Source organism: Halpernia humi, assembly GCF_900108025.1.
Classification (GTDB): Bacteria; Bacteroidota; Bacteroidia; order Flavobacteriales; family Weeksellaceae; genus Halpernia; species Halpernia humi.
Genome location: NZ_FNUS01000003.1, coordinates 114,930 through 130,542 on the forward strand (window position 1 = coordinate 114,930; position 15,613 = coordinate 130,542).

Annotated in this window: 12 protein-coding genes and 1 tRNA gene; 5 read left to right on the top strand and 8 right to left on the bottom strand. The window is 32.7% G+C overall.

What is annotated here, in order from left to right; all coding sequences use genetic code 11:
• Positions 1-274: 274 nt before the first annotated feature.
• Positions 275-1,816 carry a glycine--tRNA ligase gene (locus C4S29_RS07530; protein ID WP_103913536.1) on the bottom strand — a complete coding sequence of 514 codons (1,542 nt, stop codon included), beginning with the start codon at positions 1,814-1,816 and terminating at the stop codon, positions 275-277.
• Between the two features lie 478 nt (positions 1,817-2,294).
• On the opposite strand from C4S29_RS07530, the gene C4S29_RS07535 reads away from it, so the two are divergent.
• Together C4S29_RS07535 and C4S29_RS07540 are read left to right on the top strand one after the other, a co-directional pair.
• Complete coding sequence (locus tag C4S29_RS07535; RefSeq protein ID WP_103913537.1) at positions 2,295-3,536, top strand: bifunctional folylpolyglutamate synthase/dihydrofolate synthase; 1,242 nt, start codon at positions 2,295-2,297, stop codon at positions 3,534-3,536.
• Positions 3,537-3,579: 43 nt separating this feature from the next.
• Positions 3,580-3,654: transfer RNA gene (locus C4S29_RS07540), tRNA-Val, on the top strand.
• Between the two features lie 111 nt (positions 3,655-3,765).
• On the opposite strand, the gene C4S29_RS07545 is transcribed toward C4S29_RS07540, so the two are convergent.
• Positions 3,766-4,161 carry a hypothetical protein gene (locus C4S29_RS07545; RefSeq protein ID WP_103913538.1) on the bottom strand — a complete coding sequence of 132 codons (396 nt, stop codon included), beginning with the start codon at positions 4,159-4,161 and terminating at the stop codon, positions 3,766-3,768.
• A gap of 790 nt (positions 4,162-4,951) precedes the next feature.
• On the opposite strand from C4S29_RS07545, the gene C4S29_RS07560 reads away from it, so the two are divergent.
• On the top strand, positions 4,952-5,932 hold the full coding sequence (locus C4S29_RS07560) for a class I SAM-dependent methyltransferase (RefSeq protein WP_103913541.1): 981 nt from the start codon (positions 4,952-4,954) through the stop codon (positions 5,930-5,932).
• Positions 5,933-5,982: 50 nt separating this feature from the next.
• On the opposite strand, the gene C4S29_RS07565 is transcribed toward C4S29_RS07560, so the two are convergent.
• From C4S29_RS07565 to C4S29_RS07585, 5 genes are all read right to left on the bottom strand, one after another.
• Positions 5,983-6,882 carry a glycosyltransferase family 2 protein gene (locus C4S29_RS07565; RefSeq protein WP_103913542.1) on the bottom strand — a complete coding sequence of 300 codons (900 nt, stop codon included), beginning with the start codon at positions 6,880-6,882 and terminating at the stop codon, positions 5,983-5,985.
• 85 nt (positions 6,883-6,967) lie between these two features.
• Positions 6,968-7,933 carry a glycosyltransferase family 9 protein gene (locus C4S29_RS07570; protein ID WP_103913543.1) on the bottom strand — a complete coding sequence of 322 codons (966 nt, stop codon included), beginning with the start codon at positions 7,931-7,933 and terminating at the stop codon, positions 6,968-6,970.
• Positions 7,930-8,349, bottom strand: coding sequence for a SufE family protein (locus C4S29_RS07575; RefSeq protein WP_103913544.1), 420 nt, complete (start codon positions 8,347-8,349; stop codon positions 7,930-7,932). Before C4S29_RS07575 ends, C4S29_RS07570 begins: the two co-directional genes overlap by 4 nt.
• A gap of 18 nt (positions 8,350-8,367) precedes the next feature.
• Positions 8,368-9,471: a glycosyltransferase gene (locus C4S29_RS07580; RefSeq protein WP_103913545.1), complete on the bottom strand. Its 1,104-nt coding sequence runs from the start codon at positions 9,469-9,471 to the stop codon at positions 8,368-8,370.
• 10 nt (positions 9,472-9,481) lie between these two features.
• Positions 9,482-9,700 carry a uroporphyrinogen decarboxylase gene (locus C4S29_RS07585; RefSeq protein WP_103913546.1) on the bottom strand — a complete coding sequence of 73 codons (219 nt, stop codon included), beginning with the start codon at positions 9,698-9,700 and terminating at the stop codon, positions 9,482-9,484.
• Between the two features lie 142 nt (positions 9,701-9,842).
• Here C4S29_RS07585 and C4S29_RS07590 point away from each other — a divergent pair, with 142 nt between their 5' ends.
• The gene (locus C4S29_RS07590; RefSeq protein ID WP_103913547.1) at positions 9,843-12,365 is read left to right on the top strand and encodes an ATP-dependent Clp protease ATP-binding subunit; all 2,523 of its coding nucleotides are present in this window, start codon (positions 9,843-9,845) and stop codon (positions 12,363-12,365) included.
• Between the two features lie 63 nt (positions 12,366-12,428).
• Here the strand turns inward: C4S29_RS07590 and C4S29_RS07595 are convergent, their stop codons facing one another.
• A complete protein-coding gene (locus tag C4S29_RS07595; protein WP_103913548.1) occupies positions 12,429-13,637 on the bottom strand; it encodes a porin family protein in 1,209 nt (402 codons plus the stop codon).
• A gap of 710 nt (positions 13,638-14,347) precedes the next feature.
• On the opposite strand from C4S29_RS07595, the gene mnmA reads away from it, so the two are divergent.
• Positions 14,348-15,535: a tRNA 2-thiouridine(34) synthase MnmA gene (mnmA, locus tag C4S29_RS07600; protein ID WP_103913549.1), complete on the top strand. Its 1,188-nt coding sequence runs from the start codon at positions 14,348-14,350 to the stop codon at positions 15,533-15,535.
• Positions 15,536-15,613 lie beyond the last annotated feature (78 nt).

Here is a 15,613-nt window from a genome sequence, read left to right on the forward strand (position 1 = left end):
AGAAAAAAAATCAAAAAGAATCCTGAAGATATTCAGGATTTAATTAAAAATATCTGTGAAAATTCGTGAAACTAAATCTGACTCAAAAGCGTTCTAAAATTTACTTTTTCATCTTAGGATTTGGCTAAAGCCAATGTCTTAAATCAAAATTAAAACGGGCTAAAGCCCGTTCCTATTGAATATTATTCATTTAAAAATATTTCTAAACCAAAAAATCCCGAACTTTGTTCGGGATTTAACTAAAAAAATCTGTGCAGATCCATGAGCAAAATTTCTAAATCTGACTCAAAAGCGTTCTAAAATTCACTTTTTCATCAATAATTCTTCGCAAATCTGCAACGGCAACTCTTTCCTGTTTCATCGTATCTCGATCGCGAATCGTTACAGTATTATCAACCAAAGAATCGTGGTCAATCGTAATACAGAAAGGCGTTCCAATGGCATCATTTCTTCTATAACGTTTCCCGATGCTGTCTTTTTCTTCGTAAATTAAATTAAAATCAAATTTCAAATCATCGAAGATTTTTTCTGCATATTCGCCCAAACCATCTTTTTTCATTAAAGGTAAAATCGCTGCTTTTACTGGCGCCAAAGCCGGCGGAAGTGATAAAACAGTTCTTTCTGAACCATCTTCCAAAACCTCATCTTTCAACGAATTTGAGAAAATTGCTAAAAATAAACGGTCTAATCCAACGGAAGTTTCTACCACATAAGGCACATAACTTTCGTTTCTTTCGTTATCAAAATATTGTAATTTTTTTCCGCTAAATTTTTCGTGTGCTGATAAATCGAAATCTGTTCTGGAATGAATTCCTTCTAATTCTTTAAAGCCAAACGGAAATTTAAACTCAATATCTGCGGCTGCATTTGCGTAATGCGCCAGTTTTTCGTGATCGTGGAATTTATAATTTTCATTTCCTAAACCCAATGCCAAATGCCAGTTCAAGCGTTTTTGTTTCCATTCTTCGTAAAAAGTAAGTTCCGTTCCAGGTGGTACAAAATATTGCATTTCCATTTGTTCAAACTCACGCATTCTAAAAATAAACTGTCTCGCAACAATTTCATTTCTAAAGGCTTTCCCGATTTGAGCAATTCCGAAAGGCAATTTGTGACGAGAAGTTTTTTGCACATTCAAATAATTTACAAAAATTCCCTGCGCCGTTTCCGGACGCAAATAAAGATCAGTTGCAGATTCTGAAGCCGCGCCCAATTTTGTCCCAAACATCAAATTAAACTGCCGAACTTCCGTCCAGTTTTTAGAACCTGTGTCTGGATCGGCGATTTCTAATTCTTCAATTAAGGATTTTACATCCGCTAAATCATTGTTTGTCAAAGATTTCGCTAACCTTTCCAGAATTGTTTTTTGTTTTTGTCGGTATTCTAAAACTCTAGGATTTGTGCTTACAAACTCTTCTTCATTAAAACTGTCGCCAAATCTTTTTGCCGCTTTTTCAATTTCTTTTTGGGCTTTATCTTCCAATTTTGCGCAATAATCTTCCAATAAAACATCTGCGCGGAAACGTTTTTTAGAATCTTTATTGTCAATCAAAGGATCATTAAAAGCATCAACGTGGCCAGAAGCCTTCCAAATTGTGGGATGCATAAATATCGCAGAATCGATCCCGACAATATTCTCATTCATCTGCACCATTGCTTTCCACCAATATTGTTTGATGTTATTTTTCAGTTCTGCGCCATTTTGTCCGTAGTCATAAATCGCAGAAAGTCCGTCATAAATCTCACTTGAGGGAAAAATAAAACCGTATTCTTTCGCGTGGGAAACTACTTTCTTAAAAACATCTTCTTGCTTTGCCATAATATAAAATTGACTGCAAAAATAGGGAAATTTAGATAAAATTTAGAATTTAGATTTTTTAAAATAAGAAGCCGGGAACCTGCTTTTCGTTACAATCTTTTTTATCCGCCACGGCGGATAAAAAAGGATTTCCACTGCAATCAGGGCTAGTTACGGGTTTCGCAAAAATGAAAATTATTTACATAATCAGACGAAATTTAATTTTTTCAGTATTTACACATTTTTGTCATTCCGTAGGAATTTAGGCTTGTAATATTTAAACTGCAGAGATTCCTACGGAATGACAAAATTGCGTTTTGTTAAACGCTTAAATATCTTTTTACTTTCATATGTAGATTTTTATTGTTTTACTAGGTCATCTGCAATCGCTGAATCTTTATTGGTGTTTGAGTTTGTAAATCATGGCGATTTCAAATGAATAAAATTAAAAAAGCAAAGTCATTTTTAATAAATTAGCAAAATAAATTTTTGATATAAAATGTTTACTGAAGAACAATACCAAAAAGACCTAAACTGGCTATTCGCACAACTTCCGAATTATCAATTGCAGGGACAAAACGCCTATAAACCAGGACTAGAAAACATCAAAAAACTTTGTGATTTTTTTGGAAATCCACAGGAAAGTTTAAAAATGATTCACATCGGTGGAACGAACGGAAAAGGCTCAACAAGCAATATGATGGCTTCGGTTTTGCAAGAAGCAGGTTTTAAAACCGGACTTTACACTTCGCCGCATTTGGTGGATTTTACAGAAAGAATTAAAATTAATGGTGAAAATTGTGATAAAGAATTTGTCTTTAATTTTATTCAGAAACTAAAAAAAATACCTTCTGAAATTCAACCTTCGTTTTTCGAGTTTACGACCATAATGGCTTTTGAATATTTTAAAGAAAATAAAGTTGATTTTGCGGTAATTGAAGTCGGTTTAGGCGGAAGGTTAGATTCTACAAACATCATCAAACCTTTAATTACTGCCATAACAAACGTCGATAAAGACCACCAAAACCTTTTAGGAAATACAGTTTCAGAAATTGCCTTTGAGAAAGCCGGCATTATAAAGGAAAATATTCCGATCATATCTGGGACTGAAAACCCAGAAGTTTTGGAAATTTTCAAGAAAAAAGCAATTGAGAAAAGCGCTGAATTTATTGATGCTACAAAACTCACAAATGCTTACAAATCTGATTTAAAAGGAAACTATCAAGAAAAAAACATAAAAGTAGTTTTGGGAATTGTTCAGAATCTTCGAAAACTAAATGTTCAAATTCCTGAAGAAGCACTTCAAAATGGATTATTAAACGTTCAAAAAAACACTGGATTTTTAGGAAGATGGACCATTTTTTCAGAAAACCCGAAAACAATTTTAGACACGGCGCATAATTTAGCGGGTTTAGAAATGGTTTTTCAGCAACTTGAAGGGTTTAAAACTAAGAAACATTTGATTTTAGGTTTTGTAAAAGACAAGGCTTTAGATGATATTTTAAAAATTTTACCAAAAAATTCTGACTATTATTTTATAAAGCCAAACCTAGAAAGAGGCAGAAATCCGAAAGAATACGAGGCTGATTTAAAAAAATATGAAATAAATTACAAAATATTTCAAAGCCTATCCGAAGCGTATTTGTTTGCTTTACAGAATATTAAAAAAGATGAAATTCTATATATTGGCGGAAGTAACTTCGTGGTGGGAGAATTTTTAGAAAATAGTTTGCAGAATTAAAATTTTCTACTATCTTTGCCAAACCAAAAATGGAAACATAGTGGGGCTCTTAGCTCAGTTGGTTCAGAGCATCTCGTTTACACCGAGAGGGTCGGGGGTTCGAATCCCTCAGGGCCCACAATATTTAAAAAAATCTCGCAGAAATGTGAGATTTTTTTTGTTTAAAAGCTTTTGTTTATTTTATTTTTATTGTTGCTCAAAGTTACAAACTTTGCGAAGCGGGGGTTATTTATAGCCAACCAACAACTTCATTTCCTTTTCTCAATGATATTAAATATTTTATTTTATTATTTTCAGCTTTTATTAAAAATGATTCCTTTTTATATGAAATTATATAAACTTTATTTGAGTCTGCCATATTAATAAGTTTATACTGATAATTCTCGACTTTACTATATTTTTTAATGTTGAGGGTTTTTCTATTAAGTAATAAATCTGAAACTATTTTAATATAAATTATTTTAATATCATTATTTTTTTCGTTATAATTTTCCAAGACAAATTCTTTAGCACTATTAGTATTATTTAGTTTATTTATAAATTGATTAATAATTGGATCTTTAGAACTATTGTTACATGCTAAAAATACAAAAAGAGTACTGCTAAATACTAAATTTTTTATCATTTTAATTTAAATTAGTTTTCAGATTTCGCGAACTTGCAACCGTAACGAATTAAAAACATGCTTCGCCTATAAAAATTATCAATTATTACTTTTCTAAATTTTGATAACATTTTCTTAAATAAAAGTAAGAAAAAAAGTTTACTTGTAGCAAGTTTTTCGAACACGGATTGCAAAACCGCGAGATCAATATCTGCGACACCGGAAGCCTTTAATTCCCTCCCTTACCCTTTCGAAAGAAAGGACTAATGAAGATTTCATAAAATTTAAAAGTTATAAAGATTACATAAGGGATAATTAAAGTGCTATTTAGCACATCTTTCATGCCTCTGATTTCAGATTTTTGTATTAACAAAAGTATTATTAGGTTAGCTAGAAAACCGACCATAAAAGAAATCAATGCAACTTTTGAAAATATAAATATTTTATTTTTATTCTCCTCCATTTTCATTTCCATAAAATTTTGTCATAATTTTTTTTGCATCTTTTCTACCTGATGTCGCGAACTTGCAACCGTAACGAATTAAAAACATGGTTCGCCTATAAAAATTATCAATTATTACTTTTCTAAATTTTGATAACATTTTCTTAAATAAAAGTAAGAAAAAAAGTTTATTTGTAGCAAGTTTTTCGAACACGGATTACAAATCTGCGAGATCAATATCTGCGACATCGGGATTTGCATATTTTTTACTCAAAGTAGGGAGACTTTGCGCAGCCTTTAGATTTGCAAAGTAATAATTTCCAACATTTAAGAAAAACAATCTTAAATTTGCTTTAAGAGAATTAATTTATGAGACTTTTTACACCCGAAGATTTAAAAGATATTTATATAAAATTTCATCAAAGAGGTTTTAGTTTTTTGCTTTCCAAATTATCTCTTGACTCAAGTAAACGCACAAAAAGTGCTTTTAACGAAAAGGATGTAGAGTCTTCTAATTATTGGCTAATTCCTGCTGTTCGAGAACGGTGGAATTTTTTGATAACTGGCGATAAAAATACCACTTACGAGGAATATTTTTCTAAAAAATATTTTTCTGATCAAAAAAAATTAAAAGTTTTAGCTCTAGGTTCTGGCGTTTGCAGCCACGAAATAAGATTGGCAACTTTAAATCCTAATTGGGAAGTTCATTGTTTTGATTTTTCTAACAAATTACTAGAGCAAGCCAAAGAAATATCAGATAAAAAAGGCTTGCAAAACATTCATTATTTTGCAGAAAATGCGCTTACTTATCATTTTTTAGAAAACGAGTACGATCTTGTTTTTTTCCACGCTTCTTTGCACCACTTTAATCACATCCACAATTTCTTTGCTAAAATTATTAATAAAACTTTGAAAAAAAATGGATATTTAATCATAAATGAATATGTGGGCAAAAAAAGAATGCTTTTTGATAAAACTCAAATAAAAAGCATCAACAACGCTTTGAAAAAAATTCCGGTAGAATTTAAAAAAATATATAAAACCAATTTACTTAAAACCAAATATTACGGCTCAGGTTTGGTAAGAATGTATATTGCAGATCCATCAGAATGTGTAGATTCTGAGAATATTTTACCAACCATTCACCATTTTTATAATATTATTGAAGAAAAAAAATACGGAAATAATTTACTTGCCAATACATTAAAAGATATAGCGCATCATTTCGTGCATTTAAACAAGGAAAAACAGCAAGTTTTAGAAGAACTTTTTAATACCGAAGACGAATTTTTAAAATCTAACAAAAGCGATTTTATTGTGGGAATTTACACATTAAAACCAGAGTTTTAAGTTTTAAATCTGAACTACAAAACAATATTTGTCTCAAAAATCTGACTTTCTCATTTCAAATTCTCACATAGCAAACCCAATTTATAAAAATCTAAACTCCGTAAAGATTGCGGATTGTTTAACAATGTGTTTTTTAATTTCGTCTTTTGAGATTTAAAAATGTGTTTAAAAATAGTTTTTAAACCATATTTTTTTAGAAATGAATGGGCTTTTGCCACCTTTATTTCGCTTGCCATTTTTGCGCTTTTCGGAGATTGAAGCATTTCTGCAAGCGTTGCCATAGATTCTTCTACTTTCTTTAAATATCGGGTATTGGTTTCCAAATCAATATTCAAAACTGAGTTTTCAAAATGATGAATTTTTATATTTTCTGTTTTTAAATTTAATGCAAACAGCAAATCTTCATAGCCATAAGTGTTGAAATTTTCATCAAACTGATGTTTTTTAAATAAATTCTTTTTTATTAAAAAATTATTGGTCTGGAAACTTAACCAAGGTTTAGATTTTCTTGCTTGCAAATTTAGATTTTCGCGCTGTTGTGCAAATTTCCAACGCAATAAATATTGAGATTCTGGTGTCTCTTTAGGCAAAATTCTACCGCCATAAACCACTTCTGCCAAAGGGTTTACCCTAATAAAATCTAAATAATTTTGTATGAAATTGGCTTTGATGATTTCGCAATCGCAATCTAAAAACAACAAGTATTCAGTTGCAATATAATTTAGAAATAAATTTCTGATTTTAGATCGCCCAAGGTTTTTATCCAATTGAATATAGTAACAATTTGGCGAGATTAATTGCTTGTTTTTATCTCTAAATTCTTTGTTAGAAGCATCGTCAATTAAAATGATATCGGCATCTAAATTAGATTTTTCAATTTCACATTTTAAATCTGAAACCAAATTTGAAACATCAAAATTAAAAACTGGAATACAAACCGAAATTTTCATCTGAAGCTATCTATTGTTTTTAAAAGTCATGTATAATCTACTAAAATTTTAGAAATATTTATTTCCAACCTTTTTAAATGTAATTTTATATTTTATTGATAAGCCATTGAATATCAAACTCATGCAAGCAAGCGTAATCTCCACGGAAACATTCTTTATCGCCAAAAGTAGAACAAGGCCGGCAAGTTAAATCTTTCACCTGAACGGCATCTTCATAAGATTGGCCATAACCCAAAAAGCCCGCAAAAGGATGCGTTGCACCCCAAATAGAAACACACCTTGTGCCCACCAAACTGGCCAAATGCATGTTGGCAGAATCCATAGAAATCATCACATTTAAACTTTTAATGATTTCTAATTCTTCTTTTAAACTTAGTTTTCCCGCAATATTTTCGGTATTTGGTAATTGATTACACCAATTTTGCAAAATTTCTTTTTCTTCTTTTCCCCCGCCAAAGAAATATATTTTATGTTTTTTTGCTAATATTTTCGCTATTTCGAAAGATTTTTCAAGTGGTAGCATTTTGCCTTTGTGCTGTGCAAAAGGCGCAAAACCGATGCCTTCTTTTTTTGCTGATGTTTGGATGTATTGGTTAGAAAGTTGTACGTTAAAACCAATGCCGCGAAAAACATCTGCATAGCGCTCGAAAGTAGATTTTAATTGTCTTTTTTCTAAATTCCAAATGTCGGTAAGTTGTTCTTTTTCTTCTTTGCCTTTGTTTATTTTAAATATTTTAAAATTTCGATTGGCGAAAAACGCGTCCAACATTTTAGACCTTATAACATCGTGTAAATCTGCAATATAATCGAATTTAAACTCTTTTAAAAGTTCTTTAGAAAGGCGATTCATGCCGCGAATTCCTTTATAATCTTCGAGATTAACGCCTTTAAAAATAACTTGTGGCAAATCTTGAAACAAATCTTTGAAATTTTTACGAGTGACCATAATAATTTCCAAATTTTCGTTTTGTTCTAAAAGTTCACGAAAGACAGGAACCGTCATCGCGACGTCTCCAAAAGCCGAAAATCGATATGCTAAAACGCGCGTCATTTTTTTAACTGAAATGCCACAGCGTAAAACTTAATTTGCTTGGTCATCGCCATCAAACCGTTGGCTCTGGATGGTGAAAGAAATTCTTGCAAGCCAATTTCAGAAATAAAATCAAAATCTGAATTTAATATTTCATCTGTAGAATGTCCGCTGTAAATGCTTACTAATAGCGAAACGATTCCTTTTGGCAAAATGCCGTCAGAATCGGCTTCAAAAAAAAGTTTCTCATCGTCATAATGGGCATTTATCCAAACTTGCGACTGGCAACCTTTTATTAAATTTTGTTCTGTTTTTTTGTCCTCTGGCAGCGGTTTTAGTTCTTTTCCTAAATCTATGATATACTCATATTTCTGCTCCCAATCTTCTAAGAAGGCAAATTCTTCTACTATTTCGTTTTGTTTTTCTTTAATAGTCATATCGCAAAGTTAAGAAATTTAAGTAGGAAAGTTTTCTGTTTTCACTTTATTAAAAAGCAACAGAATTTTGGGCGCTTCATTTTCCCAACAAAGCGTTTTTGAAGCCCTTTCTAACTCGACTTCATAATAACTTCTACCCTTTTGCAAGACTATTTTTAGTTGTTCTGCAATATGTTTAGGATTGTGGTTTTCAATAATTTCGCCAACATTAAACTCATTTTTAATGCGCATCATTTCTGGAAAGTTACTCATCAATAGAGGCACTTTGGATTGTATGTAATCTGAAATTTTATTTGGTAAAGAATAGAAATAACTTAAGCCGCCATTTTCTTCTACACTCAAACCAACGTCTGCCGTTTTGGTAATTTTCCGCATCTCATCTGGAAGCATTTTTCCTAAAAACTGTACTTTATTTTGAAGCTTTTTTTCTTTAACTAAATTCTCCAATTCCATGCGTTTTGGCCCATCTCCTATTATTTTAAAAACCGCATTATCTATAAATTCCATCGCGGCAATCACGTGTTGTAAACCTCTGGAAGGATTTATAACGCCTTGGTACAAAATAATTTTAGGATTATTTTCGGGAAAAGGAATGTCTGCGCCAATTTTCATAGGAAAATTCCTCACAACAAATGGCTTTATTTGATATTCCTTTTGAAACCATTCTGCATAACTTTGGCTTGCCGTCATCATATAAATAATTTTCGGCATTAATTTTCTTTCCAGAAATTTCCAGATTTTCTTTGTAAATCTTCCATTTAAAGATGGCATTTCTGTGAAAATCTCGTGGCTATCATAAACCAAAGGGATTTTTAATTTTTTTGAAACTAAATAATTTGGCCACAAAGTATCCAAATCATTGGCTAAAAGAATCGTTTTTGAGGTTGATTTTTTTAAAAGTTCTTTGTAAAGTTTCCACTGAAATTCGAGGTAAGCGAAACGTAATTTTTTTGAATTTAATGAAAGTCTCGAAAATTGATATGGCCTGGTCATTTCTGGCAATCCCGTCCAATTATTTCCAATTAATTCTATTTCAAAACCATCATTAAGAAGCGTTCTACATACCTTTTCAACGCGCTGATCCGTATATAAATTATTAAAAACGCTTACTAAAACATGCATCTATTTAGATCTATTTTTTTTTAAATAAATGGTACACTTGAATGCCGCAAAGTATTCCGTTTGGTATAATTACTGGCCATAAATAATTATTGAAAATACCATAAATAACGAAACAAACGCAACCAATTAGATTAATGAATCGTATTTTCTTAATGTCTTTTAATATAAAACTTAAAACCACAAAAAAAGAAGCGGCATAACCGATATAATTTGCAATCTCCGAACTCATATTTTATTTTTTTTTAGAAGTACAAACCTACAAAAAAAACAGGTCATAAAGTCAGTTTACTTTTTTGGTAAAGTATTTGTAACTTTGGTTTACAGTTAGCGAGGAAAAACAACTCAAATTTAACAAACTCGATATTAAATATATGAATAATAAATTTTCAACTGGTTTAAACGAAGTTTTTAAACACAGTAAAAGCGAGGCAAAAAGACTGCACAGTGAATTTCTGAATACAGAACATTTCCTTTTAGGCATTATAGATTCTGAAAATTCGGCGAAAGAAATTCTTCGACTTTTGAAAGCCGACTTTACGCAAATAAAAAGAAAAATAGAAACAATGACGGTTGGAAATTCTAACCCATTTGCAACAAGAGATTCTGATAAAATTTCTTTTACAAAATTGGCAGATCAGGCTATAAAACGTTCTGAATTGGAATGCCGACTTTACAAAGCAGGCGAAATAAATACCGTTCATTTGCTTTTAGGAATTCTTTATAAATCTGAAGACCCTGCCACACATATTTTGGATGCTTATGATATAGATTATGAAAAAGTTTCCCAAGAATATAAAAGTATGCTGAAAAATTCTGGGCAAGCCCCAAAAGCAAGCGCTTTTGAAGATGATGACGAACGTGAAGAATTTGGACAAATGCGAAAACCCACTGGAAACATCGGTTCGGGGAAAAGTAAAACGCCAACTTTAGATAATTTTGGTAGAGATTTAACGGCTTTAGCAAAAGACGGAAAACTCGACCCCGTAATTGGGCGCGAAAAAGAAATTGAGCGCGTTTCTCAAATTTTATCGAGAAGGAAGAAAAATAATCCACTTTTAATTGGTGAACCTGGTGTTGGTAAATCTGCAATTGCGGAAGGTTTGGCTTTAAGAATTCAGCAGAAAAAAGTTTCTAGAGTGCTTTATGGTAAACGTGTGATTACTTTAGATTTAGCAAGTTTGGTTGCAGGAACAAAATACCGCGGCCAATTTGAAGAAAGAATGAAAGCCATAATGACGGAATTGGAAAAAAACAGAGACGTTATTTTATTTATTGATGAATTGCATACAATTGTTGGCGCAGGAAGTTCAACAGGAAGTTTAGACGCTTCTAATATGTTTAAACCTGCATTGGCAAGGGGAGAAATTCAATGCATTGGTGCCACAACTTTAGATGAATACAGACAATATATTGAGAAAGATGGCGCTTTAGAAAGACGTTTCCAAAAAGTAATGGTTGAACCAACCAATATTGAAGAAACAATTTTAATTTTAAATCAAATAAAAGATAAATACGAAGACCACCACAATGTTACCTATACCGAAGAAGCGATAAATGCTTGTGTGACTTTAACGGCAAGATATATTACAGACAGATTTCTTCCTGATAAAGCCATCGATGCTTTAGATGAAGCCGGCTCCAGAGTTTATATGAAAAACATGAAAGTACCGGAAATAATTGTGGATCACGAAAAGCAAATTGATGAAATTAAAGAGCTTAAACAGAAAGCAGTAAAAAGACAAGATTATCTTGAAGCCAGAAAACTGAAAGATGAAGAAGAGCGTTTGCAAATGGAATTGAGTTCAGCGCAAAAAAAATGGGATGAAGACATCAAAGAAAAAAAAGAACAAGTTACCGAAGAAAATGTAGCCGAAGTCGTTTCTATGATGAGCGGAATCCCAGTAACTAAAGTTGGCAAAAACGAGTTGGATAAACTGGCCGCAATGGATACGAAACTAAACGGAAAAGTAATTGGGCAAGAAGATGCTGTGAAAAAAGTGGTAAAAGCCATTCAAAGAAATCGTGCCGGATTGAAAGATCCAAACCGACCAATTGGTACTTTTATTTTCCTTGGAACAACAGGCGTTGGTAAAACTGAGTTGGCAAAAGTAATGGCAAGAGAATTATTTGATTCTGATGAAGCCTTAATCAGAATTGATATGAGCGAATACATGGAGAAATTCGCGGTTTCTAGATTAGTTGGTGCGCCTCCCGGATACGTTGGTTATGAAGAAGGTGGACAATTAACGGAAGCCATTAGAAGAAAACCTTATGCCGTTCTACTTTTAGATGAGATTGAAAAAGCGCATCCAGATGTGTTTAACATTTTGCTTCAAATTTTAGATGAAGGCTTTGTAACAGACAGTTTGGGCAGAAAAATTGATTTTAGAAATACGATTATTATTTTAACTTCAAACATCGGAACCCGCGATTTGAAAGATTTCGGAGACGGCGTTGGTTTTGGAACAAGTACGAAGAAAAACAATTCTGATGCAAGAGCAAAAAGCACCATAGAAAGTGCTTTGAAAAAAGCATTTGCGCCCGAATTTTTGAATAGAATTGATGATGTAGTCATCTTTAATAATCTTGAAAAAGAAGACATTTCTAAAATTATCGATCTTGAACTGTCGAAATTATATAGCCGATTAGAAAAATTGAATTACCACATTCAGTTAACAGATGAAGCGAAAGATTTTATTGCAGACAAAGGTTGGGATAAAGATTTTGGAGCACGACCTTTGAAACGTGCTATTCAGAAATATATTGAAGATTTATTAGCAGAAATGTTGGTAAATAAACAATTGAAAGAAGGTGAAACCATCGTTTTAAATTTAAACGAAGCCAAAGACGGTTTGGAAGGAGAGCCAAAAACGGTGAAAGAAAAAGCGAAATAATTTCTTTCTGATTAATTAAAAACGCCTGTTGAATTTTCAACAGGCGTTTTTGTTTATGTGTTTTTAGAAAAAATTATAGCCAATTGCCAAATTAATACTTTTAAATTTAGATCCGCCATCGCCATCACCATTAAAAGTGTTTCTAGGCGTTAAATACCTAATTTCCGCAGAAAATTTATTGTTATAGTTATACCCAATTCCAAACCCAAAATTAAGCCTAGGATTTACCAAGATATTTCCCAAACTTGACCCATCTGTTCTTGTAATTACAAACGTAGAATTCAAATCTAAACTTGGATTTAACACAAAATTTAGAAATATTTTAGAACTATTATCTATAAAAAAGTAATGTCTGATGCCAATTGGCAAGTCCACAGACTTAAAATCTGCTTTTGCAATGGCTTTCCCACCGATGATATAATCTGCCGCATATGCTACTTCTCCAGTATAAGATTGATAGTTTGGCTCAAAAATAGCAGCCCATTTATTTCGATTGAAAGGGAATACATATTCCAATTCTAAACCGATTCCAAACGAGGAGTTGCTTTCCATTTTAGTGCTTTTGGAAGTAAAACTACTGTCAAACTCGAATGAAGAAATATTAAGTCTTGGTCTGATAGAAAGGTTTAATTTGCTTTTGCTTTTGCCTTCCACGACTTTGAAATTTGGATCTGCACATTGGTTTACTTTCACAAAAACCTTTGAAAGGTTAGAATTGGTGTACGTTGTGTTCGTATAGTTTTGCGAAACACCGTTACACTTCAGATCTTGCAATTGGGATTTGTAGGTTTCGTTGTAGGCTATCTTATTTGCATCCAATTGGTACATTTTGTAAACAAGCGGCTTAATTTCACCATTTTCTGTTGAATAAAAAAACCGATTGATGCTCCCAGATGAATACTCGTACAATTTATATTTGCCGTCCACCAAAATCTTCAGAAATATTGTTTCATTTCTGTATTCTGGTGTTTTTAGGGTGCTCAAATTATTCAAATCGTCGCTAGATTGGTCTACATTTATAGACGCTTTTAGATATTTTACGCGGTTATAAACTTCAAATGATTTTACGTTTGCCAAGTCTGCTTGTTGTGGCTGTGCGCTTTCTTCCGTTTTATACTGAAAGGAGGTTGGATTGTCTTTTAGGTCTTCATACCTAATTAAAACGTCCTTTTTATTCCCAGCATTATCGGTAAACGTTCCAGGCTCATAACGAATTTGCGCAAAGGACAAAACACCCATAAAAATTGAACACAAATAGAGAATTTTTTTCATATAATAATTTTAAAAATTTTGAGGCTAAAAGTAATTATATAATTCGGATTAAAAAAACGCAAATTATAGAAAGCCCTTTGGCAATAGATTTTGGAATGTTTATAGATCAAGTAAAACCATAGAAAAATCTTAAATTCGATTTTCTAGTCTCTGCGTTTAAAAGGTTTTCATTCGCATTCGACCAAGATTTTTATAAATTTTTAAACAGACTTAATCTAAAATTTCCACAACTGCGGTTTCTATATTTTTGTCGGAAAGCGTGTTTTTATTAATTTTATTTGATGCTTTTCAAAAAATAACTGCTACATCTTTCTTGTTCATTTTCTACTGTTTTCTTTCGTTAAATTAATCAACCCCGAAAGGATTTGAACCCCTTTCGGGGTTCTACACTAAAAACCAATTTTTTAAAAACACGGAACTGTTAAAAGCGAGCCTATTTGAAAAACTTGGTAGGTTTTTAAGGATAATGCTCTTCTCTGTGGAAAAAAAAATAAAACTTCGATGTAGCCCCGATTGTAGTGGAAATCCTGGCATTGCGTGCGAGCAAGTTCAACGGATTGCTTCGTTCCTCGCAATGACAGATTGGAACGGAAAGCGGGACTTAAATTGAAAAAATCGATAAGCGTGTTGCTCCTAAAAATTCTGCGAATATTGTCGTAAATTTGCACTTCACGAAAGAGTCTCCTTGAAGGGCTTTATAAAATGAAAAAATGAAAGTAGTAGTTGGTTTGTCCGGCGGCGTAGATTCCAGCGTTGCCGCCTATTTGTTGCAGCAGCAGGGACATGAAGTTATCGCGCTTTTTATGCGCAATTGGAATGATGCCTCGGTCACTTTGGAAGATGAATGCCCGTGGATAGAGGACAGTAATGATGCGCTTTTGGTGGCGCAAAAACTGGGAATTCCGTTTCAGGTCATTGATATGAGCGAACTTTACAAAGAGCGCATTGTCGATTATATGTTTAATGAATATAAAAACGGAAGAACGCCAAATCCGGATGTGTTGTGCAACCGCGAAGTGAAGTTTGATGTTTTTATGAAAACGGCTTTATCGCTTGGCGCAGAGAAAGTTGCAACGGGACATTACGCACAAGTGAACTCAACAATTGATGAAAATGGAAAAGAAATTTTCCATCTTTTGGCAGGGAAAGATGACAATAAAGACCAGAGTTATTTTCTTTGTCAACTGAGCCAAGAGCAATTGTCGAAATCGCTTTTCCCGATTGGAAATATTACAAAACCGGAAGTTCGGGAAATTGCTAAAAAATTAAATCTTGCAACTGCGGAAAAGAAAGATTCGCAAGGATTGTGTTTTATTGGAAAAGTAAGTTTGCCCACATTTTTGCAGCAGCAACTAAAACCAAAAGAAGGCGAAATTGTGGAAATTTTCAATGATTTTGAACCCTATCATCAAGAAAAACCCGAATTTTCCTCAAAATTGGAAGAACTTGATTTTCTTTCCGCTAAAATAATTTACAAAAAATCTGACGGAAAAGTAATCGGCAAACACCAAGGTGCGCATTATTTTACCATCGGGCAAAGTAAAGGTTTGGGAATTGGCGGTCACAAAGAATCCTGTTTTATGATCTCACGCGACATGAAGGAAAATTTAATTTTCGTGGGTGAAGGTAGAAATTTCCCGGGACTTTTCAGAAAAGCCTTGAAAATTGAAAACACCGATATCCATTGGGTTCGTGAAGATCTAAAATTAAAAAACGGCGAAACTTTAGAAGTTTCTGCAAGAATCCGTTACCGACAACCTTTAGAAAAATCCACACTTTTTCAGTTTGAAGAAGGCTTATTCATCGAATTTGAAAACCCACAATCTGCGATTGCAGAAGGACAATTTGCTGCGTGGTATGACGGTGAGGAATTGTTGGGAAGCGGGGTGATTTCTTAGAATATTAATTGTTTTTCAATAAATGTTAATTCCTTTTGATAATTCAGAAGGAATTTTTTGGTATTTTAGCATTGTTGT

What these genes read in the sequence shown, in the direction of transcription:
- C4S29_RS07530 (WP_103913536.1), bottom strand. Translation starts at nt 1,816, where the DNA reads ATGGCAAAGCAAGAAGATGTTTTTAAGAAAGTAGTTTCCCACGCGAAA.
- C4S29_RS07535 (WP_103913537.1), top strand. Translation starts at nt 2,295, where the DNA reads ATGTTTACTGAAGAACAATACCAAAAAGACCTAAACTGGCTATTCGCA.
- C4S29_RS07545 (WP_103913538.1), bottom strand. Translation starts at nt 4,161, where the DNA reads ATGATAAAAAATTTAGTATTTAGCAGTACTCTTTTTGTATTTTTAGCA.
- C4S29_RS07560 (WP_103913541.1), top strand. Translation starts at nt 4,952, where the DNA reads ATGAGACTTTTTACACCCGAAGATTTAAAAGATATTTATATAAAATTT.
- C4S29_RS07565 (WP_103913542.1), bottom strand. Translation starts at nt 6,882, where the DNA reads ATGAAAATTTCGGTTTGTATTCCAGTTTTTAATTTTGATGTTTCAAAT.
- C4S29_RS07570 (WP_103913543.1), bottom strand. Translation starts at nt 7,933, where the DNA reads ATGACGCGCGTTTTAGCATATCGATTTTCGGCTTTTGGAGACGTCGCG.
- C4S29_RS07575 (WP_103913544.1), bottom strand. Translation starts at nt 8,349, where the DNA reads ATGACTATTAAAGAAAAACAAAACGAAATAGTAGAAGAATTTGCCTTC.
- C4S29_RS07580 (WP_103913545.1), bottom strand. Translation starts at nt 9,471, where the DNA reads ATGCATGTTTTAGTAAGCGTTTTTAATAATTTATATACGGATCAGCGC.
- C4S29_RS07585 (WP_103913546.1), bottom strand. Translation starts at nt 9,700, where the DNA reads ATGAGTTCGGAGATTGCAAATTATATCGGTTATGCCGCTTCTTTTTTT.
- C4S29_RS07590 (WP_103913547.1), top strand. Translation starts at nt 9,843, where the DNA reads ATGAATAATAAATTTTCAACTGGTTTAAACGAAGTTTTTAAACACAGT.
- C4S29_RS07595 (WP_103913548.1), bottom strand. Translation starts at nt 13,637, where the DNA reads ATGAAAAAAATTCTCTATTTGTGTTCAATTTTTATGGGTGTTTTGTCC.
- mnmA (WP_103913549.1), top strand. Translation starts at nt 14,348, where the DNA reads ATGAAAGTAGTAGTTGGTTTGTCCGGCGGCGTAGATTCCAGCGTTGCC.